Source organism: Streptomyces sp. NPDC033180, assembly GCF_055577645.1.
On the sequence record NZ_JBVIPU010000010.1, the window covers coordinates 233,721 to 256,118 of the forward strand.

A 22,398-nucleotide genomic window follows, 5' to 3' on the forward strand; every position below is an offset into this window, starting at 1 on the left:
GTCAGGGGAGCCTGGCGTGCGTGGCCCGCAGTACGAACTCGGTCGGCAGGACGAGGCGTTCGCCCTTGGGGTCGGCATCGCCGTCGATGCGCCGCACCAGCAGGCGCGCGGCCTGCCGCGAAAGCTCGCGCAGGTCGTGCCGGACCGTGGTCAGCCGGAACACCTCCCAGGCCGCCATGGGGAGGTCGTCGAAGCCGATCACCGTCAGGTCGTCGGGGACCCGGAGCCCGGCCGCGAGCGCCGCGTTCAGGACCCCGATGGCGACCACGTCGTTGCCGCAGAAGACCGCCGTGGGCGTCTTTGCCGCGTCGAGCAGGTGCGGCAGGGCCTCATACCCCGTGCCGTACTCGAAGGCGCCGCGCGCCACACGGTCCTCGGGGAGCCCGATGCCCGCGTCGGCCAGGGCGAGGCGGAAGCCCAGCTCGCGCTCGCGTCCGGTCGTCGTGTTGGCCGCGCCGAAGATGCCGGCGATCCTGCGGTGCCCGAGCTCGGCGAGCGTGTGGGCTACCAGGCGTCCGCCGCCCTCGTTGTCCACGACGGAGGCGTAGTCACCGCGGCCGCCAGTGTCGCGGTTGAGGAAGACGTACGGCATGCCGCGGCGGTCGAGCTGCGCGGGGAGGCCGGAGTCGGTGGTGGCCGTCGCGAGCACCACACCGTCCAGGGACTGGTCCAGGAGCTTCTCCTCGGCCACCGCCTCGTCGGAGCGCTCGGTCAGGAGCATCATCCGGTAGCCCAGGAGCTGGAGCTCGTCGTGCAGGGGTGCGATGACGTGCGGGTAGAAGGGGTTCGTCAGGTCGGTGACGATCACTCCGATGCGCCGGGTGGACCGGGTCGACAGGGTGCGGCCCGCCTCGCTGGGCACGTAGTTCAGCGCCTGCGCCGCCTGCCGCACCTTCTCGCGGGTCGCCGCGGACACCCGGCTGTCGTCCCGCAGGGCGCGGGAGACCGTCGGCTGCGAGACGCCGGCCAGCCTCGCCACGTCGTGACTCGTGATCGCCATCGGCCCTCTCCTCGTCGCCCGGCACGCCGCTCCGGCGACCGGCTTCTCAGTATACGTATGCCGTACCCCTTGACATTGGACAGCGCAGAACCTGTCATGGAATGCATACGTATTCCAGACGCCGAGTCGTCCAGTCGTCCATTCGTAGGAGCAGCCATGAACGACGCCGTTGTGTCCACCGCCGAGCTGGGGCGTCGCACGGTGCGCCGCAGCGACTTCGTCTCCTGCAACCAGGCCTTCATCGACTGCCGTACACCGGGCTCGGACCGGAAGGAGAACTACGCGATGATCGGGCCCGGCGTCTCGCAGGCCGCCGGTCAGCACGTCAATCTCCGCCTTCCGCACGGCTACAACATCGGTGCGGCGGCCATGCCTCACGGGATCACCAACAATCTCCACCTCCACTACACGGCCGAGGTGTTCGTCTGCACCGAGGGCGAGTACCTGTTGCGCTGGGGGGCCGACGGCACCGAGGGCGAACTCCTGCTCAGGGCCGGGGACATCGCCTCCATCCCCACCTGGATCTTCCGCGGCTTCACCAACACCGGTCCTGACGACGGCTGGATGTTCACCGTGCTCGGCATGGACCACACCGGCGGCATCATCTGGGGCCCGTCGGTGCTGCGCGAGGCCGAGGGGCACGGCCTGTACCTGACCGCCGACAACAAGCTGATCGACACGGTCGCCGGTGACGAGATCACGTCCGGCACCGAGCTGACCCAGCCGATGACCCAGGAGTACATCGACCGGCTGCGCCACTACAGCGTCGACGAGATGAAGCGCCGGGTGGCGGCAGCGGACGAACTCGTCTGGTCCGAGCGGCCGTTCCTCGACAGCACGCTGCCGGGCGGCGGCGTACGGATGAGCTGCGTCATCGGGTACGGCATGACCGAGGACCTGCACCAAGAGCCCCGGATCTTCAACCCGCACGGACACAACGTCGCCTGGCTGCGCGCCGATCCGGGCCAGGGCGTCTCCCTCCACCGGCAGCACGAGACGCAGACGCTGATCGTCAAGGACGGCCTGTGGGAGATCACCCTCAACCGCACCGACCCCGTCTCCGTACGCCTGGGCCCGCGCGACATGCTCTCCGTACCGCAGGACGCCTGGCGCACCCTGCGCAACGTCGGCGACGAGCGGGGCGACCTCATGGTCGTCAACTCCGGTGACGGCCGCGTGCGCCTGGAATGGGACGAGGAAGTCTCCAAGTGCGCCGCCGACGCGGGCCTCGGCATCGACCACAACGGCTACGTGGCGCCGTACGCGCTCCTCCCCCGCTCCGCGCGCCGCTGGTGACCGCCGTGCCCCGCACCGTTCCCGGCGCCGAACCATCCGGCCCGCTGCCGTTGGTGGTGGTCCCCGGGATGCTGTGCGACCCGAGCCTGTGGTGGGAGGTGGACTTCCCCGCGGGCCACCCCGTCCGCCATCTCGGCCTGGAGAAGCCGGACATCGGGGCCCTGGCCGATGACCTGCTGTCCTCGGTGTCCGGTCCGTTCGTGGTGGTCGGTCTCAGCCTCGGGGCCATCGTCGCCTTCGAGGCGCTGCGCCGCTCCCCGGAACGGATCGCCGGACTCTGCGTCATGTCGACGAACGCGGGAGCACCACGCCCCGAGCAGTACGCGGCTTGGCGCGCGATGGACGATCTGATCACCGACGGCAGGTTCGCGGACGTCGTCGAACAGACGCTGCCCGGCATGTTCCCCACCCCCCGGCCGCCGAGCGAAGCGGCGGAGCGCTACCGGCTCATGGCACGGGCAGTGGGCCCCGAGGACGCGCGCGCCCAACTGGCCGCCCAGGCGACCCGCCGGGACGCGGTCGGCGCACTGCGCGGTGCCCGATGCCCGTCCGTGGTCCTTTCGGGCACCCAGGACGCGCTGTGCCCGCCGGACTTCCACCGGGCGATCGCGGGGGCGCTGCCGGACGCCGAACTGCGCGAGATCCCGGGGGCGGGACACCTCCTGCCCTGGCAGCGTCCTGCCGCCGTCTCCGCCGCGCTGCGGGACCTGCTCGCGCGGGTGCGGGAGACGCGGCCGCCGGCGGGCCGGGCAGTCCGTCGCCCCCACGGCGCCCCTGCTGCCTGAACCCACCTGAGCCCGGACGAAGACCCGAGAACCCTGCAAAGCATCCCCGCAGATATCCCCGCAAAAGACCCCGAGAAGAGAGCCGTCATGCCTCGTTTCCTCAAGTCCCCCGTCCCCGCGGGCACGGTGAGCGCCGCCCGCGCGGATGTCGCGGACCGCGTCAGCGCCATCCTCGACGACATCCGCGACCGGGGTGACGAAGCGGTCCGTCAGTACTCCGAGAAGTTCGACGGCTGGAGCCCGGAGTCCTTCCGCCTCACCCCGGACGAGATCAGGAAGATCGTCGCCGGTGTGCCGGAAACGGTCCTGGAGGACATCCGTTTCGTCCAGCGGCAGGTGCGCACGTTCGCCCAGGCGCAGCGCGACTCGCTGCACGATGTGGAGATCGAGACCCTGCCCGGAGTTCGCCTCGGCCACCGGCACGTCCCGGTCGCCGGCGCCGGAGCCTACGTACCCGGAGGGCGCTACCCGCTGACCGCCTCCGCGCACATGACGATCGTGACGGCGAAGGTGGCAGGGGTGGAGCGCGTCGCGGCCTGCACCCCGCCGATCCGGGGCGAGATCCCCGCCGCGACGGTCGCGGCCATGCATCTGGCCGGGGCCGACGAGATCTACCTGCTCGGCGGCGTCCAGGCCGTCGCCGCCTTGGCCATCGGCACCGAGACGGTCGGCCGGGTGCCGCTGATCGCGGGTCCCGGCAACGCGTATGTCGCCGAGGCCAAGCGGCAGTTGTTCGGTGAGGTCGGCATCGACCTGTTCGCGGGGCCGACGGAGATCCTGGTGATCGCCGACGAGCACGCCGACCCGTTCGTGGTGGCCGTCGACCTCCTCTCGCAGGCCGAGCACGGCCCGGACTCCCCCGCCGTGCTCGTCACCACGTCCGAGGAGTTGGGCCGCGCGGTCGAGGCCCACGTCGAGCGGCTGCTGCCCGGGATGCCGACCAGGGACTTCGCCGGTCCCGCCTGGCGCGACCACGGCGAGATCGTCGTGGCGGACTCGCTGGACGAGGCCTTCAGGATCGCGGACTCCTACGCCAGCGAGCACGTGGAGGTCCTCACGGAGAACCCGCGTCAGGCGCTGGACAAGATGCGCGACTACGGCGCGCTCTTCCTCGGGGAAGGCACCTGCGTCTCGTACGGGGACAAGGTCATCGGCACCAACCACGTCCTCCCGACCCGGGGGGCCGCGCGCTACACCGGCGGTCTGTGGGTGGGGAAGTACCTCAAGACCGTCACCTACCAGGAGGTCACCGACACCGCGTCGTCGGCGCTGCTCGGCGAGGTGTGCGGGCGAGCCGCGCGCGTCGAGCTGTTCGAGGGGCACGCCCGCTCCGGGGACGTCCGCGCGGCCAAGTACGGCGACAGCACGCTGCCGTGGAACGACGAGGCGAGCGCATGAGCGGCGGCACGGGCCCGCTGGCCGGGCGCACCGCGCTGGTCAGCGGTGGCGGCAGCGGACTCGGCGCCGCCATCACGCGCGCACTGCTCGCGGACGGGGCCCGGGTGGTGATCACCGGTCGCAACGAGCAGGTCCTGAAGGACACGGCCTCGCGGCTCGGCCCTGGTGTCGGCCATCGGGTCTGCGATGTGTCCGAGCCCGGCGATGTCGAGGCCCTCGCGGAGAGCCTCGCGGACGAGGAGATCTCGATCCTCGTCAACAACGCCGGAATCGCCGGGCCGGTGGCGCCGCTGACCGAGATCTCGCCGCAGGACTGGGACGAGGTGTTCGACGTGAACGTGCGCGGGGTGTTCCTGATGTGCCGGGCGTTCCTTCCCGCCATGACGGCGCGGGGCGCGGGCGACGTCGTGAACATCGCATCGGTGTCGGGCAAGCGGCCCCTGCTGCGGCGCACGCCCTACTGCGCGTCCAAGATGGCGGTCATCGGGCTGACCACCACGCTGGCGGGCGAGGTCGGGCCCTTGGGTGTCACGGTCAACTCCCTCTCCCCGGGGCCGGTTTCGGGCCCCAGGATGCAGCGGAACTTCCGCCTGGAGGCGGAGCGCACCGGCGGCAGCTACGCGCAGGCCGAGGAGGCGTTCGTGTCACGGTCGGCGCTCGGCCGGATGGTCACCGAGGAGGAGGTCGGCGCGGCGGTCGGCGCGATGCTCCGGATGCCGGGGCTGTGCGGCGCCGACATCGACCTCTCGGCGGGGATGGTGGCGCGGTGACGGGCTCGGAGACAGGGACCCAGGGGCGGCGAGACCCCATCGCGCCCCCGGGCCGCCGCTCCCTCAAAGGACGGCTCGCGTCCGGCGAGCGGCTGTACGGCGCCCTGCTGCGGCTTCCCTCGGAGACCCTGGTGGAGATGGCGGGCGTCGCGGGCCTCGACTACGTGGTCATCGACTGCGAGCACGGCCCCGCCGACACGGCGCTCCTCCAGCACCATCTGACGGCCGCGGCAGCGCAGGGCATCGACGTCCTGGTGCGCGTGGGGACGTCCGAGCCCGCTCTCGCCCTGCGCTGTCTGGACCTGGGCGCCGCGGGGATCATCCATCCGCACGTCGACGACGCACAGGACGCACGGCGCGCGGTGGCCTCGGTCCACTATCCGCCCCTGGGAAGACGGGGGTTCGCGACGTACAGCCGAGCGGGACGCTTCGGCACGGTCGCCGCGGCCGACCATGTGGCCGCCTCGCGGGATGCCCTGGTGGTGGTGATGATCGAGACGGAGCGGGCCTGCGCCTCGGCGGCGGAGATCGCCGCGACACCCGGCGTGGACGCGGTCCTGGTGGGCCCGGCAGACCTGGCGGCGGACTGCGGCTTTCCGGGGCAGGACGTGGTCGACGCGCTCGTCGCGCAGGCCCACCGGGGTGCCCGTGAGGCAGGCAGGTCGGTGATGTCGATCGTGCCGGACGTCGAGGGCGCGAGGGTCGCCGCGCGGTCGGGGGCGCAACTGGTGCTCTACAACATGGCCCAGGTCCTCATGGACACCTACCGGTCCCTCGCGACGCCCACACCGGGCGAGGGGCGGGGCCGGCGCGCATGACGCCGCGCGGCCGTGCACGACCCCTCGGACCTCGTCCGAGGAGGGTGCTCGGCCGCGCCCGGAGGGACCGCTCGGGCCGTGCCCGAAATCCCCACCGGAACCCCCTCCTCCACCTCTTGACGGCCTCCGTCACGCTCCTTAGTGTTCGGCCAAGTTCATACGTATGCATTGCCCTCAGCCCTGAAACCGCGCGAACGGAGAAGCCATGTCCGCAGTAGCGCCGCCCACCACCGCGACCGGCCCCCAAGGGACCGAGGCGGAGAAGCGGAATGCGATACGTCGTGCCATCGGCGCGGGAAGCATCGGAAACTTCGTCGAACAGTTCGACTACGGCCTGTACGGCTACCTGGCGCCGATCCTCGCGCCCGCGTTCTTCCCGCAGAGCAACCAGGCCGTCGCCGTGCTGAGCACGTACGCGATCATCGCCATCGCCTGCCTGTTCCGCCCGCTGGGCGGCACGCTCGTCGGCCGCTGGGGCGACCGGGTGGGCCGCAAGAAGACGCTGCTGTGGACCATCGTGTTCATGGGCGTGACCACCGCGATGATCGGCGCCCTGCCGACGTACCAGCAGATCGGGATCTTCGCGCCCCTGCTTCTCCTGCTCCTGCGCGTCGTCCAGGGCATGGTCTCGGGCGGGGAGTACGTCGGAGCGGTGGCCTTCATCGTGGAGTGGGCGGAGCCCAAGCGGCGTGGCTACTACGCCTCGTACGCCTCCAACAGCTGTTTCGCCGGCATCCTCGCGGGAGCCGGCACCGCCGCCCTGACCAGCTGGGTCTTCGAGGGCCCGACACTGGACTCGTGGGGATGGCGCATCCCGTTCCTGCTCGCGCTGCCGCTGAGCGCGGTCGGGATCTGGCTGCGCCGGCGCATCGACGAGTCGCCCGAGTTCGTCCGCGCCACGGAGGGCGGCGTCGATGTCGTCAAGGCCCCGATCCGCGAGGCGCTGCGCACGCAGTGGCGCCCGATGCTCGTGTTCTGCGGCGTCTCCGTCATGCTCGCGATCCTGTCCTACACCTGGGTCACGTTCTATCCGGAGTACCTGACCGGCACGCTGGGCCTGCCGCGCTGGATGGCGCTGACGTCCAACGCCATCTCCGTCGCCGTGCTCATCCCGCTGCTGCCGCTGGCCGGCATGATCTCGGACCGGATCGGCCGCAAACCGATGCTGATCACCGGTGCCGTGGCATGTATCGTCCTGGTCCCGCTGGCCTTCCGGGTCGGCGAGTACGGCACCTTCGGCGCGGCCGTCGCCAGCCAACTGATCTACATCATCCCCGAGTTCTTCCTGACCGGCATCGTCACGGTCTGCACGGCCGAACTCTTCGCGACGCGCACCCGGTTCAGCGCCAGCGCCATCGCGTACAACAGCTCGTTCTCCATCTTCATGGGGATCACGCCGTTCGTCGCCGCCCTGCTGGTCAACAGCTTCGACACGATCTACGCCGTGTGGGTCTACCTCGCGGCCGCCGCGGTCCTGGCCCTCGTGGTCGTGAGCGCCTTCATGACGGAGACGTACCGGAGCCACCTCGGGGCGGACAAGTTCGCCGCCTGAAGCACGGACTGCATACGCATACAAGCCGCGCACCCAGCCAGATACTCAGAGATAGAGAAAGGTACCCGTCATGTCGCTCGACCCCGTCGCCTACCTCCCCTACCAGGACCCCGACGACTTCATCCGCGAGGTCACCGACCGCATCTGGGTCGGCCGTGACATCTCGTACATCGTCGACAACTACGAGCCGGACTCGATCGTCCACACGAGCCTTGGCACCGTCGTCGGCCGTGACGGGGTGATCGAGGGCACGACGATGCGCATGGGGAGCACGCCGGGCCACATCGGCCAGGCCGAGGACGTGGTGTGGGAGGCGCGGGGGAACGACGCCTTCCTCAGTTCGCACCTCGTCTTCTCCGCCGACGAGCATCTGGTCGACGGGCGCAACATCCGTATCCGCAAGCGCACGGTCGCCAACTGCCTCTACCGCCGCGGCCGGATGGTCGAGGAGTGGGTGGTCCGCGATGAGCTGGCCACCTGTCTGCAGCGCGGCGACGACCCGGACGAGGCGGCCCGCGCCCTGCAGTTCCAGGGGTACAGCGGGTCGATGACCGAGGAGCCGCCGAAGGACGTACTCCTTGCCGGTGTCAGCGGGCCGCGGCCCGACGAGTTCCGGCCCGAGTGCGAGATGGTCCTCGAGTTCATCGACGAGGTGTGGACCCAGCGCCGGCTGCAGAAGGTCAACGACTTCATGACGCGTGACCTCTTCCTGCACACGATCGGCGACCGCACCGTCATCCGCCCGGAGCGCTACCAGAGCGACCTGATGGCCATGGTCGCCGCCTTCCCCGACGCCCGGTTCGAGGTACGGGACGTACAGACCAACTACTCGCCCCGGTACGCCGGTCTGCGGGTGGCCGTCACCTGGACCATGCACGGCACCTACCGGGGCACGCCGGACTTCGGCCCGCTGACCGACCGGCCGGTGACGATGCTCGGCGTCTCCCAGTTCCTGATCCAGGACGGCCGGATCGTACGGGAGTTCCGTGTCTACGACGAGATCTCGCTGCGGGCGCAGATCAACAGCACGCGGGGCGACGGGCCCGCGGTGGAGGCCAACATCTACTGAGCGGCGCCGGCAGGGACCGGGGGCTCCGGATCACCCGGTGCCCCTCCCCGCAGGCTCTGGCACGGCGGGTTCCGGCAAGGTGCGGAACAGCAGCCAGCTCAGTACGGGCATCAGGACCAGGGGCGCCAGGGCGGTCTGCAGGGACGTCGCGTCGGCGAGGCTGCCGATGAACGGACTCACCAGGCCACCGACGCTGACGGTCAGACCGAGCGTGATCCCGCCGGCGGTGCCGACGCGGGAGGGCAAGTAGTCCTGCCCGAGCGTGACCTGCAGCGAGAACGGGACGTACAGACCGGCCGAGGTCAGCACCACGCACAGGTACATCGCCGGGCCGGGCACGAACACCACGCCCGCGACACATCCGGCCGTGAGCAGGTACGACCAGCGCGCGACGGTGACTCGATCCCAGCGCTCGGCCAACGTGCCACCCAGCACGGAGCCCACCGCGCCACCGAGGTAGAGCACGAACAGCGCCGCGGTGCCCGCCGCCGTACTGCCGCCCATGCGCTCCTTGGCGAACAAGGCGAGGAAGGTGCTCAAGCCGACGAAGACGACCGACCGGCACACCACAGCCAGCGACAGCTTCACGAACGACGCCCGGTCGTCGTCTCCGACCGGCACCGCCGCACCGGCCCCGGCGGCCCGTCGCTGCTTCTCCAGCGCACGCAGCACGGGCAGACACAGTACGGAACCGACGAGCGCCGGCAGCACCAGAAGTGGCGTCAGGCTCAGACCTCCCGCGGCCACGACAGCGGTGACCAGGAGCGGGGCCGCCGCGAAGCCGAGGTTGCCGCCCAGCGAGAACCAGCCCATCCCGCTGTGGCTGCCCCGGCAGGCGAGCCGGGCGACGCGGGCGGACTCGGGATGATAGGCGGCCACGCCCACTCCGGATATCGCCACGAACACGAGGGTCAGCGCGTAGGAGCCGCTCACGCCGCTCAGCGCGACGCCCACACCGCCCAGCAAAGTGCTGACCGGCAACAACCATGGCATCGCCCAGCGGTCGGTGAGTACACCGAACACCGGTTGCGCCACTGAGGACAGCAGCGATGCGGCGAGCACGATGCCGGAGACCGCGGCGTAGCTGTAGGCGCGCTCGGCGACGAAGAACGGCACCAGGGACGCCACGGCGCCCTGGTAGACGTCGACGCAGGCGTGCCCGGCGGACAACAGAGTGATGGATGCTTTCTTGCGCACCCCGTCATCGTCGACGCCGAGGCCGGTGTCGCACTTCCGATAATCTGCCAGAAGATGCCGATGTTCCGCCATCCCGCCGTCCTCGACTCTTAGAAGCTTCTTACGCAGAACCCCGACGCTCTCCCCCGTGAACCACGTGAAGAGCAACAGCAGTCAGACAGGGCCACGGGAAGCCCGGCACAGTGACGTCGCGGGAGCGCGGCGCCGGCGCCTCTTCCGCACGTACGGCGTCACCGCGGCCGTCGTGCTGGCCGCCACGACGGCGTCGGCCGGCTACCTGGCCATGGCCGAGCCGCCGTCGGAGGGCGGTATGCGGGACGCGCCGCCCCAAGTGCACGGCAAGATGGTCGACTTCACCGTGCGCGGCGGCACCGCGCGCGTGGACACCGGGTCGCTGCGCGTCACGGGGCACGCCGACGACGGGGTCTCACTCCCCATGTCCGACGCGGCGGGACAGCGGCTCGGCAAGCCCGGCGCGGTGAGCGTGGACGGCGACACGGCCCGCTGGTCGTACCCCGACAAGAAGCTCAGCGTCACGGCGAGGAACGATCGCGGTCGGCTGCGCATGACGGTGCACTCCGATGCCGACCAGAAGCTGTCGTGGCCCACTGCCGCGCCCGGCGCCGACGGGGCCCTGCAGATACCGCGCGGCGAGGGCCTGCGCGTCCCGGTGAGCGACACGTTCTGGAACTCGGTCGACGCAGGTCTCAAGGACTCGGAAGCCGAACTCTCGGGCGGCGGCCTCACCCTTCCGGCCTGGGGCTACACCCAGGGCAAGCACGGCGTCGGCTACATCGTTCCGGAGGAGGTCGGCACGACGCTGGGCTTCGCCTCGAAGGACGACCGGATCAACTCCACTGCGCGGCACGAGTTCTCGCGGCGCGAGCAGACCCGCGACTACACGGTGCACTTGTCCCTCACCAGCTCCTCGCCGGTCTCCTCCGCCGCCAATTACCGTGCCTACCTCGACGACCACGGCAAACTGCGCTCCCTGAAGGCGAAGATCCGGGAGAACCCCGAGGTCGAGCGGCTGCTCGGGGCGGTACACGCCTACGCCTGGGGCACCGCCCGCACCGCGAAGGGCGTGAACGAACTGCGCGAGCTCGGCGTCTCCAGGCTCTGGCTCGGTTACGACGCCGACGACAAGCCGATGGACAAGGAAGCCGTACGGGCCGCGCAACGACACGGCTACCTGGTCGGCCCGTACGACTCCTACGCCAACGGCCAGCCCTCCGAGAGCGCCGACAACCCCTCTTCCAAGTGGCCCGGATCGGTCTACCCGGACTTCTGCGTCCGCGACTGGAAGGGAGAGATCAAGGAAGGCTTCGGCGGCCGCGGCTGCTATGTCAGCACCCAGGCGTTCCAACAGGCCGAGCCGAGCAAGCACTACTTGGCCGACCGGGCGAAGAAGATGACGGCCAACGGCGCCGACAGTTACTTCCTGGACGTCGACGCGGCGGGCGAGCTGTTCACCGACAGCAGCGAGGGCCACCGCATGAACAAGAAGCAGGACCGCGCCAACCGCCTGGAGCGCATGCGCAAGCTGGCCTCCGACGACAGGTTCGTCCTCGGCTCCGAGTCCGCCGGCGCGTGGGCCGCGCCCGTGCTCGCCTTCAACCACGGTGGGCAGACGCCGGTCGCGGACGGCTTGTGGAAGCTGGAGAAGGACAAGGAGAAGTGGGGCGGCTACGCGCCGCAGGGCGAGCCTGCGTTCTTCTTCAAACAGGCCGAACTGCCCTCCGCACTGGCGAAGTCGATGTACGACCCGCGCTACCGCGTCCCCCTCTACGAAACCGCACTCCACGGCTCCGTCATCAACACCGACCGCTGGGAGATGCCGTACAACAAGCTCCCGGCCCAGAAGACCGACCGGGCGTTGATGTCCGCCCTCTACAACACGCCGCTCAACTTCACGCTCGGGGACAAGAACCTGAAGTCCACGGGTAAGGAGATGGCAGCGCTCCAGCGCTATTTCGAGCCCCTGCACAAGGCCGCAGGCACCGAGCGGATGACCGGCTACCAGCGGATCACCGATGACGGGACGGTGCAGCGCTCGGAGTTCGGCGACGGGGAACTGACCGTGACGGCCAACTTCGGTAAGAAGGCGTACGGGTCACTGCCGGGCGGCTGCGCGGAAGCCAGGCTCGAGGACGATCCGAAGCCTCACCGCATCTGCCCCGCGCAGCTGTCCTGAGAGGCGCGGCGGTGCCCATGACCTCGCCGTAGCTCAGACGGTCTCGCTCGCGGGGTGGATGGTGAAGACCTGGTCCAGGCCGACGATCCGCAGGATGCGCAACGTGTCGGCGGGGATGCCGGCCAGGATCAACTCGGCCTCCGCTGCCTGCGCGCGGTGGCGGGCGGCGAGCAGGACGCTGATGCCGGTGGAGTCGCAGAACTCCAGGCGGGACAGGTCGATCGTCAGGTTCTGGCCCCGGGTCAGGGCGAGGCGGTCGACCTGTTCGCGCAGAGCGGAGGCCCGCTCGTAGTCGAGTTCGCCGGCCACGTGCAGAACGGGTCCGGTGACAGTGCCGCGGTAGGTGATGTCCAGAGGTCTCATGGTGCGTGATCCGTTGCCGGGTGGGCGGCGGGGACGCCCAGTGCGAGCAGTGCGGTGTCGTCGTCCAGGCCGTCGCCGAAGCTTTCCAGGAGCCCGGTCAGCGCGGCGATCATCTCGTGGGGTGTGGCGGGGGCGTGGTCGGCGGCGAAGGCTTGAAGGGCCTCGTCGCCGAAGAGGCTCTGGCGAGTGGAGCCGGTACGGGCCTCGGTGAGCCCGTCGGTGTACAGCAACAGCGTGTCACCGGCGGCGAGAGTGGTCTCCGCCGTGGTGAACCGGGCAGTGGGAAGGACGCCGACGAGCAGGCCCCCGGGAGTGGGGAGGTAGTCGGCGGCGCCGTCGGCCCGCAGGATCAGCGCCGGCGGGTGACCACCGGAGGCAAGGCGCACGGTGAGGTCTGCGTCTTCGGCGCCGGGCTGGATGACGCCGAAGATGACCGTGCAGTACCGGGGGTCGCCACTGGCGCCGTAGCGCTCCTGGAGGACGGCGTTCAGGGTGGCCAGGGCCGCGGCGGGCTCGGCATCGTGCAGTGCCGCGGCCCGCAGGGTGTAGCGCGTCAGTGAGGTGAGTGAAGCCGCCTGGGGACCCTTGCCGCACACGTCCCCGAGGAAGAAGGCCCACCGGCCGTCGCCCAGGGCGAACAGGTCGTAGAAGTCGCCGCCGAGGCGGTCCGGAGAGGCCGTGTGGTAGTAGACGGCGGCCTCGAGGCCCGGCACGGCGGGCAGCGAGGAGGGCACGAGGGACTGCTGCAGCACGGCTAGCGAGTCCGCGAGGCGTTGCCGGTCGGCCTCGGCCTGCCGACGGGCTTCCTCCGCCTCCGCACGCGCCCGTTCGGCCTCGGCCCGCGCCCGCTCGGCCTCCTGGCGGCGGTGCAGGAGTTCCTGCTCGTAGGCCCGCCGGTCGGAGGCGTCGAAGAGGGTCGTGCGGATCAGCAGCGGGTCGCCCTCACTGCCGTGCTTGATCACGGAGGAGACCAGCACCGGCAGCCGGCTCCCGTCGGCGCCCTTGATCTCGAGCGCGACGCCACGCAGCTCGCCCTGCATGCGCAGCAGTGGTGCGAAGTGCGTCTCGTGGTAGAGCTTCCCGCCGACGGTGAGGAGATCGGCGAAACGGACCTGCCCCACCACTGCTTCGCGCTTCATGCCGAGCCAGTCGAGCAGCGTGGTGTTGACCTTGGCGATGGTTCCGTCCATCAGCGTCGACAGGTAGCCGCAGGGAGCCGCCTCGTACAGGTCCTCGGCACTGTCCTCAAGGAGTGCGGTGAACGCGGCGTCCGTGCCCGCGGCGTCCCCGATCTCCGCCGGCTCCGGCTCGTCGCCTCCCAGGCTCATCAAATCCGGGCCCCGAGAAATTCGAGGATGGCCGCGTTGGTGGCCTCCGGCGCGCTCAGCTGCGGGCAGTGCCCGGTGGCGTCCAGGGTGATCAGACGGGATGACGGGATCGCGGCGTGCACATACGCGCCGACCTCGCGCGGCGCGATCACGTCCTGCGCGCACTCGAGCACCAGGGTCGGCACCGTCACGCTCTTCAGGTCCTCGCGGCTGTCGGACAGGAACGTGGTGCGGGCGAAGACCCGGGCGATGTCCGGGTCGGTGGCGCAGAAGCTGTTGGTCAGCTCCTGACCCAGTTCCGGCCGCTCCGGATTGCCCATGATCACCGGCGCCATCTGGGACGACCAGCCCAGATAGTTCGAGTCGAGCGAGGCCAGCAGTTCGTCGATGTCCTCCGCGGAGAAGCCGCCTCGATAGCCGTCGCCGTCGATGTAGCAGGGCGACGGCGCCACCATCACCAGCGACCCGATCCGCTCCGGTGCCATCCGCGCGGCGAGGACCCCGACCATGGCGCTGACCGAATGCCCGACGAACGCCGCCTGCTCCAGGCCGAGTTCGGCACAGACGTCCACCACGTCCTGGGCGTAGCCATCGAGCGACGCATACCGTTCCTGGCTCCAGGCCGACAGATCCGAACCGCCGGAGCCGACGTAGTCGAAGAGGACCACGCGGTAGCGCTCCGCCAGGGCCGGCACCGCCAGCCGCCACATGTTCTGGTCACAGCCGAAGCCGTGTGCCAGGACCACCGCGGGCGCTTCGGTCGGACCCGTGACCGTCACATTGTTCCTGGCTCGAATATCCATGCGGCCCATACTCGCACCTGCACTCCCTATGGGCCCATGGGCCTCAGCCGAGAGCTCAGACGCGGAGTCCGTCACCGCGGTCACCCCATGGCGCGAAGAACACCGCGGTGGGGCGGCAACCTCGGGCACGGCCGCGACCACTACGGCGTGTGGGACAGCGCCACCCGGGATTCAACGACGAACAGGGAGCCGACCATGAGCCGAGCACGTTCACGAAGACTGCACGCCACGCTGGCCGCGATGGCCGTCACGGCCGCGACCGCAGCGGCACTGACGCTGCCCGAGGCCGCTTCGGCACAACCGCCCGCGGCGGCGTCGGCACCACCGGAGGCCTCGGCGGCGGCCGGCAGCGCCACCGGCTACGCGACGCAGAACGGCGGGACCACCGGCGGCGCGGGCGGGCGGACCGTGCGGGCCACGACGGGCACCGCCATCCACGCCGCGCTGTGCGGCCGCGCCGCCGCCGACACCCCGATCACCATCGAGGTGGAGGGGACGATCAACCACGGCAACACCACCAAGGTGTCCGGCGACAGCTGCAACACCGCCGCCGGTGTGATCGAGCTCAAGCAGATCAGCAACGTCACGCTCATCGGCGTCGGCAGCGGCGCCGTCGTCGACCAACTGGGCATCCACATAAGGGACTCCAGCAACATCATCCTCCAGAACGTGACCGTGAGGAACGTCAAGAAGTCCGGTTCCCCCACATCCAACGGCGGCGACGCCATCGGCATGGAGAGCGACGTCCGCAACGTCTGGGTCGACCACACGACCCTGGAGGCGTCGGGCGGGGAGTCGGAGGGCTACGACGGCCTCTTCGACATGAAGGACAACACGCGCTACGTGACCTTGTCGTACAGCATCCTGCGCAATTCGGGGCGCGGCGGCCTCGTCGGGTCCAGCGAGAGCGACGTCTCGAACGGCTACATCACTTACGACCACAACAAGTACGAGAACATCGACTCCCGTACCCCCCTGCTCCGCGGCGGCACGGCCCACATCTACAACAACTCCTACGTGGGTCTGAACGAGTCCGGCATCAACTCCCGCGCCGGAGCCAGGGCAAAGGTGGACAACAACTACTTCAAGGACTCCAAGGACGTCCTTGGCACCTTCTACACCGACGCGGCCGGCTACTGGCAGGTCAGTGGCAACACCTTCGACAACGTGACGTGGTCACCCGCCGAAAGCGACTACAAGCCCGCGGGCCCGAACCCGACGTCCAACACCACGGTGAGCATTCCCTACGCGTACGACCTCGACAGTGCCGCCTGCGTACCGGCCATCGTGGCCGGAACGGCGGGAGCGAACACCGGCCTCAAGGTGTCGGACGGCACCTGCTAGGCGAGGCGGCTGTCCCTGTCCCGCCCCTACCTGCCGCAAACAATCTTGAGGCGGGAACCGCGCTGGCCAAGGCCGCTATCGGGCCCAACTCCGGTGCCGTATACGAATGTTGGAGGTATCAGACCCCCCAGTCTTGGATAGCAATCCGCTCACACCACGCGGCTCCCAGGCCTGCGGCATGCGCCGGCCTGGGCTGCCGCGCCGGGGCAGGATTCCTCAAAGCTGAAGGGTCCCATCATCGTGCAACCGGCCCAAGAGTTCGGCGACAACCCTGTCGAAGTACGCGAAACCGGGCACTACACGGAGGAGTACGTCCCCAGTTTCGTCGAGAAATGGGACTCCCTCATAGATTGGGAGAAGAGGGAGGAGAGCGAAGGCAACTTCTTCATCGACCTGCTGCGCAAGTGGGGGGTGAGGAGCGTGCTCGACGTCGCGACGGGCACGGGATTTCATTCCGTACGGCTGCTGGCCGCCGGATTCGAGACCGTGAGCGCGGACGGCAGCGCGGAGATGCTGGCGAGGGCGTTCGAGAACGGCACGAAGCAGGGAGGGCACATCCTGCGGGTCGTTCAGGCGGACTGGCGATGGCTCAACAGAGACGTTCACGGCGAGTACGACGCCATCGTCTGCCTCGGCAACTCCTTCACGCACCTCTTCTCGGAGCGCGACCGGCGCAAGGCGCTGGCCGAGTTCTACGCGATGCTCAAGCACGACGGAATTCTCGTCCTGGACCAGCGCAATTACGATGCGGTCCTGGACGACGGTTACACCAGCAAGCACCGGTACTACTACTGCGGTGAGGACGTCATCGTGGAGCCGGAGTATGTCGACGAGGGCCTGTGCCGAATGCGGTACAGCTTCCCGGACGACTCCATCTACCACCTCAACATGTTCCCGCTGCGCAAGGACTACACGCGGCGGCTCATGTCCGAGGTGGGTTTCCAGCACATCGAGACCTACGGCGACTTCCAGCACACCTACCGGGGTGAACAGCCCGACTTCTTCGTGCATGTGGCGGAGAAGGAGTACCGGACGGAGGACGAAGGCCAGTACAAGGGCGCGGTCGGCACCGCCCGCAGCTACTACAACTCACCCGACGCCGACACCTTCTACGCCACGGTGTGGGGCGGCGAGGACATCCACATCGGCCTGTACGAAAGCCCGGTGGAACCCATCGCGGCCGCGAGCCGACGGACCGTCGAGCGGATGGCGTCGAAGCTGGAGCTGACCCGGGATTCCGTGGTGCTCGACCTCGGTTCCGGTTTCGGCGGCTCAGCGCGATATCTGGCGCAGACGTACGGTTGCCGGGTCCTGGCCCTCAACCTCAGCGAGGTGGAGAACCAGCGCCACAAGGAGCTCAACTCCGCCCGCTCGCTCACCGACAGGATCGAGGTCGTGGACGGCTCCTTCGAGGACATCCCGTACCCGGACGACCAGGTTGATGTCATCTGGTCCCAGGACGCCTTCCTGCACAGCGGGAACCGGGTCCAGGTCCTTGAGGAGATCGCTCGGGTGCTGCGGCCCGGCGGCCATCTCATCTTCACCGACCCGATGGCGGTGGACGGCGGCCGCACCGACGTGCTGCAGCCGATTCTCGACCGGATCCACCTGGACGACATGGGCTCGCCCGGCTTCTACGCGCGCGAGCTGGACCGGCTCGGCTTCACCGCCGTCGACGACGGCGGCTTCGAGGAGTACCGCGAGCAGTTGGTGAACCACTACACGCGGGTCCTCGAGGAGACCGAGCGCCAGGAGGCTGATGGGCTGGCCAGAAGGATCAGCCACGACTACCTCACCCAGATGAAGAAGGGTCTCGGCCACTGGATCGCCGGCGGCCGCGACGCTCACCTGACCTGGGGGATCTTCCACTTCAGGCTCGGCGCCGGGGGCTGAGGCAACACGCGGTCCCGTACCCCCGGCATCCCAGCCGGGTTTGCGGCAGTTCCTTCGGGGCCCGGGTGCCATGTGGCGCCCGGGCCCCTCAACGCGTCAGTGGTGAACCGTCGATCAGCGGATCACTGAATCAGTGGATCAGTGGATCAGTGGTCGGAGTAGCTGAAGTCGCCGATGGTCCAGGCGCTGACATCCTCGATCGCCACGCGGTACATCCCGCCGGTCTCCGGGATCCCCACCGCGCCCTGCAGAATCCGGGCCACATGGAAGTGCAGGTGCCTTGGCGGTCCCTCGGCACGCGTCGCAGCGGTGAAGACAGCGGAGAAATCGCCCAGGCGGGCCGAGTCCGCCAGAACCTCCGACACCCGCTGCCTCCAGACCGATTCGGGGGCCAGCCGGCCCGTGATGACAGCACCACAGGCGACCACGGTCAGAGACATCTGATTGCTCTGCCCGGACTCCACCAGGGCTGCGATGTCAACAAGCAGTTCGTCAGGCTTCGACATGACAGAAGATTCTAATCACCAGCCGCCCACTCGACTCCCACGGTGGCGCGCTGCGGACCCTCCGCTGCCCGGCGGCACCAAGTGACCGGACCGCTGGGCCGCGAGTACCAGCTCGTTCCTCCCGGATAGGGTCGTTTCATGCGCATAGGTCACACCCTCCCTCTGTCCGTCGCGGCCCTGGCCGTCCTGATGGCCGGCTGCGCGGATGCGCGAGGCGGGAGCGACATCGAGGAGGGAGCGGCGGCCCCGACGCAGCCGTCGGCGTCGTCCGGAGGCGCCGGCCGGCCGTGGGAGCCGGACGACGCGTTGCGGCGTGCCGAGCAGGCCCTCAAGGCCGCCGCTGACGACGGTACGGAGGCGGAGCTCGTCGATTCCGGCACCGCCCATCTGGGGTCGGGCCTGAAGAAGTCCTTCCGCGCCGGCGGCGACGAACCGTACCGATTCGAGCTCACCTGTGACACGGACGGGGCCGATGAACTCACTCTGACCCTGTCCCGAGGCGCGGACGAGCAGGCCTACGGGGTGGGATGCGGGGACCGCGAGGCGGACCACTTCAACCTCCCGGCGGGCAAGCCGTTCACGGCGCACGTCGAAGCCGAGCCCGACGGCGCCGGACTCATCGCATGGCGCGTCACCACAATCGCCCCCGAGGACGTGGACGGATGCGACGACGACGTCGACGGGTGCGAGGACTGACCGGCCCGAGGGCTCCCGAATTCGCCACCGAACACGAAGAAGGGGCCACCCGAAGGTGACCCCTACCTGCGACGTTTCCGTCGGGACGACAGGATTTGAACCTGCGACCCCTTGACCCCCAGTCAAGTGCGCTACCAAGCTGCGCCACGTCCCGGTGCCCGTGTGACCTGGGGTTTCCCCTGGCCGAACGCGCACCGAAACAATACCGCACTCCGAGCCGTGATCGCTCACACCTTTACCGCGCTCTTGACCTCAAGCGAACTTGAGGTTGCACGCTCTGTGGCATGACGACAACAACGGAACGCGCACACGGATACCGATACGCGGATCTGTCCCGCCTCATGGGGCGGATGACGGGAGACGAGAAGCACGGGCCCGCCGCGACGTCCACCCTCGACGCGCTGTGGGTCCTCTACGACCGGGTGCTCAGGGTCACACCCGAGCTGGTGGACGACCCTGGGCGCGATCGGTTCCTGCTCTCCAAGGGGCACGGACCCATGGCGTACTACGCCGTCCTCGCCGCCAAGGGCTTCATCCCGGTCGACTGGCTGGAGGGGTTCGGCGCGTACGACTCGCCGCTGGGGCACCATCCGGACCGGGTGCTCGTGCCGGGGGTCGAGATCGGCAGCGGATCGCTCGGTCATGGGCTGCCGATCGCGGTGGGGACGGCACTGGGGCTTGGAGCCAGGGGGATCGTGGACGCCCGGGTGTGGGTGCTCGTCGGGGACGCCGAGCTGGACGAGGGCAGTAATCACGAGGCCATCGCCTTCGCCGGGCCCGCCGGGCTCGAGCGGCTGAACACCGTCGTGATCGACAACACCTCCGCCCGGTACGCGCGGCCCGGCGGCATCGCCGCGCGCTTCGAGGCTGCCGGGTGGTCCGCCGAGACCGTCGACGGGCGTGACCACGACGCCTTGTACGCGGCCTTCACCGCACCGCATCCAGGGCAGCCACGCGTCGTCATCGCCCGGGTCGAGCCGAAAGGTCCGTAAGACCCTCACCCTCGCCCCGCGACCGCTTGTCCGCCCCACGCCCGTCGACCCGTTCCCCTGGTCTTCCGTTTCCCCCATTGGAGTTTTTGTCATGGACACCATGCGTGATCGCTTCGCCCCCACCCTCTCGCGCCTGCTCGACGAGGATCCGCGCGTCGCCGTCGTCCTCGCCGCGATCGGTGCGGACGGGTTCGCGGAGGCTCAGCGCAAGCACCCGGACCGGGTGATCGATGTCGGGATCCGGGAGCAGCTGCTCGTCGGGACCGGCGCCGGGCTCGCCCTGACCGGACTGCGGCCCGTCATGCACACCTTCGCGAGCTTTCTCGTGGAGCGGCCTTTCGAGCAGGTGAAGCTGGACTTCGGGCATCAGGGCGTGGGGGGCGTTCTGGTGAGCGCCGCCGCCTCCTTCGACTGGCCCGCCGGGGGCTTCACGCACATGTCGCCGGGCGATGTGGCGTTGCTCGACACGCTCGACGGCTGGACCGTGCATGTGCCCGGGCATCCGGACGAGGCCGAGACACTGCTGCGGCACGCGGTCGCCGCGGGCGACGACAAGGTGTACGTCCGCCTCTCTGTGCAGTCGAACGCTCTCGCGCTGCCGGTGGACGGGGCTCGCTTCCGCACCGTGCGCGAGGGTCGTGGTGGGGTGGTAGTCGCCGTCGGGCCGATGCTGGACAACGTCCTTGCCGCGACTGAGGGCCTCGATCTCACCGTCCTGTACGCGACCACCGTGCGGCCCTTCGACGCACAGGCGCTGCGCCGCGCGACGGGGGCGGGAACAGATGCCGATGTCGTGGTCGTCGAGCCCTACCTGGCCGGGACCTCCATCGCCGCCGCGAACGACGCGCTCGCCGACGTACCGCACCGGGTGCTCGGGCTCGGCGTCGGCCGTGCCGAGCTGCGCCGCTATGGGCAGGTCGACGAGCACATGGCGGCGCACGGGCTCGACGTCCGCTCGCTGCGGGAACGGATCACCGGCTTCCTGGGGGCGCGGGCAGCTCTCGTATAGCCCCGTCCCGACCGGCCCCGTCTCGACCGGTTCCGTCCTGACCTGTTCCGTCTCGACCGGCCCCGTCTCGACGCCCTGACGCGGCCTGCGGGCCTCCCCCGCCCTGGACGGGCACCCTCCCGTCCACTCGCACCAAGCCGCTTATCGCGGGCACCGACAGCAGGGCCAGGCAGACGGCGACCGTTGTCACGGCGCCCGTGATCAGCACCTGCTCAGCGCCGAAGGCACTCGCGGCGGGGCCCGCGAGTGCCTGGCCGACCGGCAGCAGGGCGATCGATCCCGCGACGTCGTAGGCGTGGATGCGGTTGAGAACGTCGGGTGGTACCTGGGTCTGGACGCTCGTCGCCCACATGACCCCCCAGAAGGAGAGCCCCGCGCCCGCCACCGCGGCACCCGCGGCCATCAGCGGGACGCCGAGCTGGGCGCCGACGGCCGCCGGGAAGGCGCAGTAGCCGATCAGGGCCACGGAGCCGGCGCGGAGCATGCGGCGGGGGCGCAGTCGCAGGGCGACCAGGCCGCCGAGCACGGTGCCGGCGCCCAGGGCGGAGTTCACCAGGCCGTACGCCCCCGAACCGTGCTCCTGGACGACGAGTGTGGCGACGAGAGGCGTCAGCGGGCCGGTGGTCGTGATCATCAAGACGCAGAAGATGGCGATGACGCCCCAGAGCCAGGTGCGGGACCTGAACTCCCGCCAGCCCTGCACCAGATCGGCCCGGAAGCCGCTGCTGTGCGGCAGCGAGCCCGGGAGCGCGGGCGGCAGTCGGAGCAGGACCAGACACAGGGCGCTCAGCCCGTACGTACCCGCGTGCGCGGCGAAGACGGAACCGGCCGACGCGAAGGCGACGAGGACGCCGGCGACGGCCGGGCCGGCCAGGGCCGCGGCCGACTCGGCGACGCGTATCGCGCCGTTGGCCTTCTGGACGTCGGCGGCCAGTCGCGGGACCGTGCTGGCGACGCCCGGCTGGAAGAGGGCGCCCGCAGCGCCGTTGACCGCGCCGATCACGCAGATCTGCCAGAGGACGACGTGGCCGGTGAAGAAGAGGACCGCCGCGACCGACTGCGTGCCGAGCCGCACCACGTCCGCGCCGATCATCAGCAGGCGGGTGCTGAACCGGTCGGCGAAGACCCCGCCGAAGATCACGAGGCCCGCGAAACAGACCGTCGTGGCGGCCATCGCGAGACCGACGGCGCCCGCGCCGTGCCCGTGCTGGAGCAGCCCCGCGGCCAGCGCCACGGGCAGCATCGTGTCGCCGAGCTTGGCGATGGTCCGTGCACCGAAGAAGAACCCGAAGTCCCGCGACCAGATGCTGGCGCGGTCAGCGGTCGCCCTCATGGCCTGACGGTCAGCGCCCGCCCCCGCAGCCTGACCCCCGCTGTCGGCAAAC

At 69.9% G+C, this 22,398-nt stretch carries 19 protein-coding genes, 1 tRNA gene and 1 pseudogene; 13 read left to right on the forward strand and 8 right to left on the reverse strand.

What is annotated here, in order from left to right:
• Window position 1: 1 nt before the first annotated feature.
• Window positions 2-1,000: a LacI family DNA-binding transcriptional regulator gene (locus ACZ5WE_RS25990; RefSeq protein ID WP_467692443.1), complete on the reverse strand. Its 999-nt coding sequence runs from the start codon at window positions 998-1,000 to the stop codon at window positions 2-4.
• Between the two features lie 156 nt (window positions 1,001-1,156).
• Here ACZ5WE_RS25990 and ACZ5WE_RS25995 point away from each other — a divergent pair, with 156 nt between their 5' ends.
• From ACZ5WE_RS25995 to ACZ5WE_RS26025, 7 genes are all read left to right on the forward strand, one after another.
• Window positions 1,157-2,296, forward strand: a complete 1,140-nt coding sequence (locus ACZ5WE_RS25995) for a cupin domain-containing protein (protein ID WP_467692442.1) — start codon at window positions 1,157-1,159, stop codon at window positions 2,294-2,296.
• A gap of 5 nt (window positions 2,297-2,301) precedes the next feature.
• Entirely contained in the window at window positions 2,302-3,081 is a 780-nt protein-coding gene (locus ACZ5WE_RS26000) for an alpha/beta fold hydrolase (RefSeq protein ID WP_467692440.1), read from the forward strand.
• A gap of 87 nt (window positions 3,082-3,168) precedes the next feature.
• Window positions 3,169-4,479, forward strand: coding sequence for a histidinol dehydrogenase (hisD, locus tag ACZ5WE_RS26005; protein ID WP_467692438.1), 1,311 nt, complete (start codon window positions 3,169-3,171; stop codon window positions 4,477-4,479).
• Window positions 4,476-5,249 carry an SDR family NAD(P)-dependent oxidoreductase gene (locus ACZ5WE_RS26010; protein WP_467692437.1) on the forward strand — a complete coding sequence of 258 codons (774 nt, stop codon included), beginning with the start codon at window positions 4,476-4,478 and terminating at the stop codon, window positions 5,247-5,249. Before hisD ends, ACZ5WE_RS26010 begins: the two co-directional genes overlap by 4 nt.
• Window positions 5,246-6,067 carry an HpcH/HpaI aldolase family protein gene (locus tag ACZ5WE_RS26015; RefSeq protein WP_467692435.1) on the forward strand — a complete coding sequence of 274 codons (822 nt, stop codon included), beginning with the start codon at window positions 5,246-5,248 and terminating at the stop codon, window positions 6,065-6,067. Before ACZ5WE_RS26010 ends, ACZ5WE_RS26015 begins: the two co-directional genes overlap by 4 nt.
• Before the next feature lie 205 nt (window positions 6,068-6,272).
• Complete coding sequence (locus ACZ5WE_RS26020; RefSeq protein ID WP_467692433.1) at window positions 6,273-7,619, forward strand: MFS transporter; 1,347 nt, start codon at window positions 6,273-6,275, stop codon at window positions 7,617-7,619.
• A 70-nt stretch (window positions 7,620-7,689) separates the two neighbouring features.
• Window positions 7,690-8,688 (forward strand): nuclear transport factor 2 family protein, encoded by a 999-nt coding sequence (locus tag ACZ5WE_RS26025; RefSeq protein WP_467692432.1) that lies wholly within the window; start codon window positions 7,690-7,692, stop codon window positions 8,686-8,688.
• A gap of 30 nt (window positions 8,689-8,718) precedes the next feature.
• Here ACZ5WE_RS26025 and ACZ5WE_RS26030 read toward each other — a convergent pair whose 3' ends face one another.
• Complete coding sequence (locus tag ACZ5WE_RS26030) at window positions 8,719-9,885, reverse strand: MFS transporter (protein ID WP_467692809.1); 1,167 nt, start codon at window positions 9,883-9,885, stop codon at window positions 8,719-8,721.
• 127 nt (window positions 9,886-10,012) lie between these two features.
• Between ACZ5WE_RS26030 and ACZ5WE_RS26035 the strand changes: the two genes are divergently transcribed.
• Complete coding sequence (locus ACZ5WE_RS26035; RefSeq protein ID WP_467692431.1) at window positions 10,013-12,079, forward strand: glycoside hydrolase; 2,067 nt, start codon at window positions 10,013-10,015, stop codon at window positions 12,077-12,079.
• Between the two features lie 33 nt (window positions 12,080-12,112).
• Here the strand turns inward: ACZ5WE_RS26035 and ACZ5WE_RS26040 are convergent, their stop codons facing one another.
• The 3 genes from ACZ5WE_RS26040 to ACZ5WE_RS26050 are packed head-to-tail and all read right to left on the reverse strand — an operon-like array spanning window position 12,113 to window position 14,573.
• Window positions 12,113-12,442 (reverse strand): STAS domain-containing protein, encoded by a 330-nt coding sequence (locus tag ACZ5WE_RS26040; RefSeq protein ID WP_467692429.1) that lies wholly within the window; start codon window positions 12,440-12,442, stop codon window positions 12,113-12,115.
• Window positions 12,439-13,770, reverse strand: a complete 1,332-nt coding sequence (locus ACZ5WE_RS26045; protein ID WP_467692427.1) for a PP2C family protein-serine/threonine phosphatase — start codon at window positions 13,768-13,770, stop codon at window positions 12,439-12,441. The genes ACZ5WE_RS26040 and ACZ5WE_RS26045 overlap by 4 nt, the downstream gene beginning before the upstream one ends.
• Entirely contained in the window at window positions 13,770-14,573 is an 804-nt protein-coding gene (locus tag ACZ5WE_RS26050) for an alpha/beta fold hydrolase (RefSeq protein WP_467692425.1), read from the reverse strand. Before ACZ5WE_RS26050 ends, ACZ5WE_RS26045 begins: the two co-directional genes overlap by 1 nt.
• A 195-nt stretch (window positions 14,574-14,768) precedes the next feature.
• Between ACZ5WE_RS26050 and ACZ5WE_RS26055 the strand changes: the two are divergent.
• A pseudogene (locus ACZ5WE_RS26055) lies at window positions 14,769-15,914 on the forward strand (pectate lyase family protein); the annotation flags it as partial.
• 243 nt (window positions 15,915-16,157) lie between these two features.
• Entirely contained in the window at window positions 16,158-17,810 is a 1,653-nt protein-coding gene (locus ACZ5WE_RS26060; protein WP_467692423.1) for a glycine/sarcosine N-methyltransferase, read from the forward strand.
• Between the two features lie 146 nt (window positions 17,811-17,956).
• On the opposite strand, the gene ACZ5WE_RS26065 is transcribed toward ACZ5WE_RS26060, so the two are convergent.
• A complete protein-coding gene (locus ACZ5WE_RS26065; RefSeq protein WP_467692422.1) occupies window positions 17,957-18,316 on the reverse strand; it encodes a hypothetical protein in 360 nt (119 codons plus the stop codon).
• A 138-nt stretch (window positions 18,317-18,454) separates the two neighbouring features.
• On the opposite strand from ACZ5WE_RS26065, the gene ACZ5WE_RS26070 reads away from it, so the two are divergent.
• The gene (locus ACZ5WE_RS26070) at window positions 18,455-19,012 is read left to right on the forward strand and encodes a hypothetical protein (RefSeq protein ID WP_467692420.1); all 558 of its coding nucleotides are present in this window, start codon (window positions 18,455-18,457) and stop codon (window positions 19,010-19,012) included.
• An 80-nt stretch (window positions 19,013-19,092) separates the two neighbouring features.
• On the opposite strand, the gene ACZ5WE_RS26075 is transcribed toward ACZ5WE_RS26070, so the two are convergent.
• Window positions 19,093-19,166 (reverse strand) — tRNA-Pro (locus ACZ5WE_RS26075).
• Between the two features lie 130 nt (window positions 19,167-19,296).
• On the opposite strand from ACZ5WE_RS26075, the gene ACZ5WE_RS26080 reads away from it, so the two are divergent.
• On the forward strand, window positions 19,297-20,004 hold the full coding sequence (locus ACZ5WE_RS26080) for a transketolase (protein ID WP_467692418.1): 708 nt from the start codon (window positions 19,297-19,299) through the stop codon (window positions 20,002-20,004).
• Between the two features lie 91 nt (window positions 20,005-20,095).
• Window positions 20,096-21,013 (forward strand): transketolase family protein, encoded by a 918-nt coding sequence (locus tag ACZ5WE_RS26085; protein ID WP_467692416.1) that lies wholly within the window; start codon window positions 20,096-20,098, stop codon window positions 21,011-21,013.
• Here ACZ5WE_RS26085 and ACZ5WE_RS26090 read toward each other — a convergent pair.
• Window positions 20,976-22,346 carry an MFS transporter gene (locus tag ACZ5WE_RS26090; RefSeq protein WP_467692415.1) on the reverse strand — a complete coding sequence of 457 codons (1,371 nt, stop codon included), beginning with the start codon at window positions 22,344-22,346 and terminating at the stop codon, window positions 20,976-20,978. The two genes, ACZ5WE_RS26085 and ACZ5WE_RS26090, sit on opposite strands and share 38 nt — an antisense overlap.
• Window positions 22,347-22,398: the final 52 nt, after the last annotated feature.

What these genes read in the sequence shown, in the direction of transcription:
- ACZ5WE_RS26050 (WP_467692425.1), bottom strand. Translation starts at nt 14,573, where the DNA reads ATGGATATTCGAGCCAGGAACAATGTGACGGTCACGGGTCCGACCGAA.
- ACZ5WE_RS26020 (WP_467692433.1), top strand. Translation starts at nt 6,273, where the DNA reads ATGTCCGCAGTAGCGCCGCCCACCACCGCGACCGGCCCCCAAGGGACC.
- ACZ5WE_RS26070 (WP_467692420.1), top strand. Translation starts at nt 18,455, where the DNA reads ATGCGCATAGGTCACACCCTCCCTCTGTCCGTCGCGGCCCTGGCCGTC.
- ACZ5WE_RS26080 (WP_467692418.1), top strand. Translation starts at nt 19,297, where the DNA reads ATGACGACAACAACGGAACGCGCACACGGATACCGATACGCGGATCTG.
- ACZ5WE_RS26010 (WP_467692437.1), top strand. Translation starts at nt 4,476, where the DNA reads ATGAGCGGCGGCACGGGCCCGCTGGCCGGGCGCACCGCGCTGGTCAGC.
- ACZ5WE_RS26025 (WP_467692432.1), top strand. Translation starts at nt 7,690, where the DNA reads ATGTCGCTCGACCCCGTCGCCTACCTCCCCTACCAGGACCCCGACGAC.
- ACZ5WE_RS26090 (WP_467692415.1), bottom strand. Translation starts at nt 22,346, where the DNA reads ATGAGGGCGACCGCTGACCGCGCCAGCATCTGGTCGCGGGACTTCGGG.
- ACZ5WE_RS26065 (WP_467692422.1), bottom strand. Translation starts at nt 18,316, where the DNA reads ATGTCGAAGCCTGACGAACTGCTTGTTGACATCGCAGCCCTGGTGGAG.
- ACZ5WE_RS26085 (WP_467692416.1), top strand. Translation starts at nt 20,096, where the DNA reads ATGGACACCATGCGTGATCGCTTCGCCCCCACCCTCTCGCGCCTGCTC.
- ACZ5WE_RS25990 (WP_467692443.1), bottom strand. Translation starts at nt 1,000, where the DNA reads ATGGCGATCACGAGTCACGACGTGGCGAGGCTGGCCGGCGTCTCGCAG.
- ACZ5WE_RS25995 (WP_467692442.1), top strand. Translation starts at nt 1,157, where the DNA reads ATGAACGACGCCGTTGTGTCCACCGCCGAGCTGGGGCGTCGCACGGTG.
- ACZ5WE_RS26040 (WP_467692429.1), bottom strand. Translation starts at nt 12,442, where the DNA reads ATGAGACCTCTGGACATCACCTACCGCGGCACTGTCACCGGACCCGTT.
- ACZ5WE_RS26045 (WP_467692427.1), bottom strand. Translation starts at nt 13,770, where the DNA reads ATGAGCCTGGGAGGCGACGAGCCGGAGCCGGCGGAGATCGGGGACGCC.
- hisD (WP_467692438.1), top strand. Translation starts at nt 3,169, where the DNA reads ATGCCTCGTTTCCTCAAGTCCCCCGTCCCCGCGGGCACGGTGAGCGCC.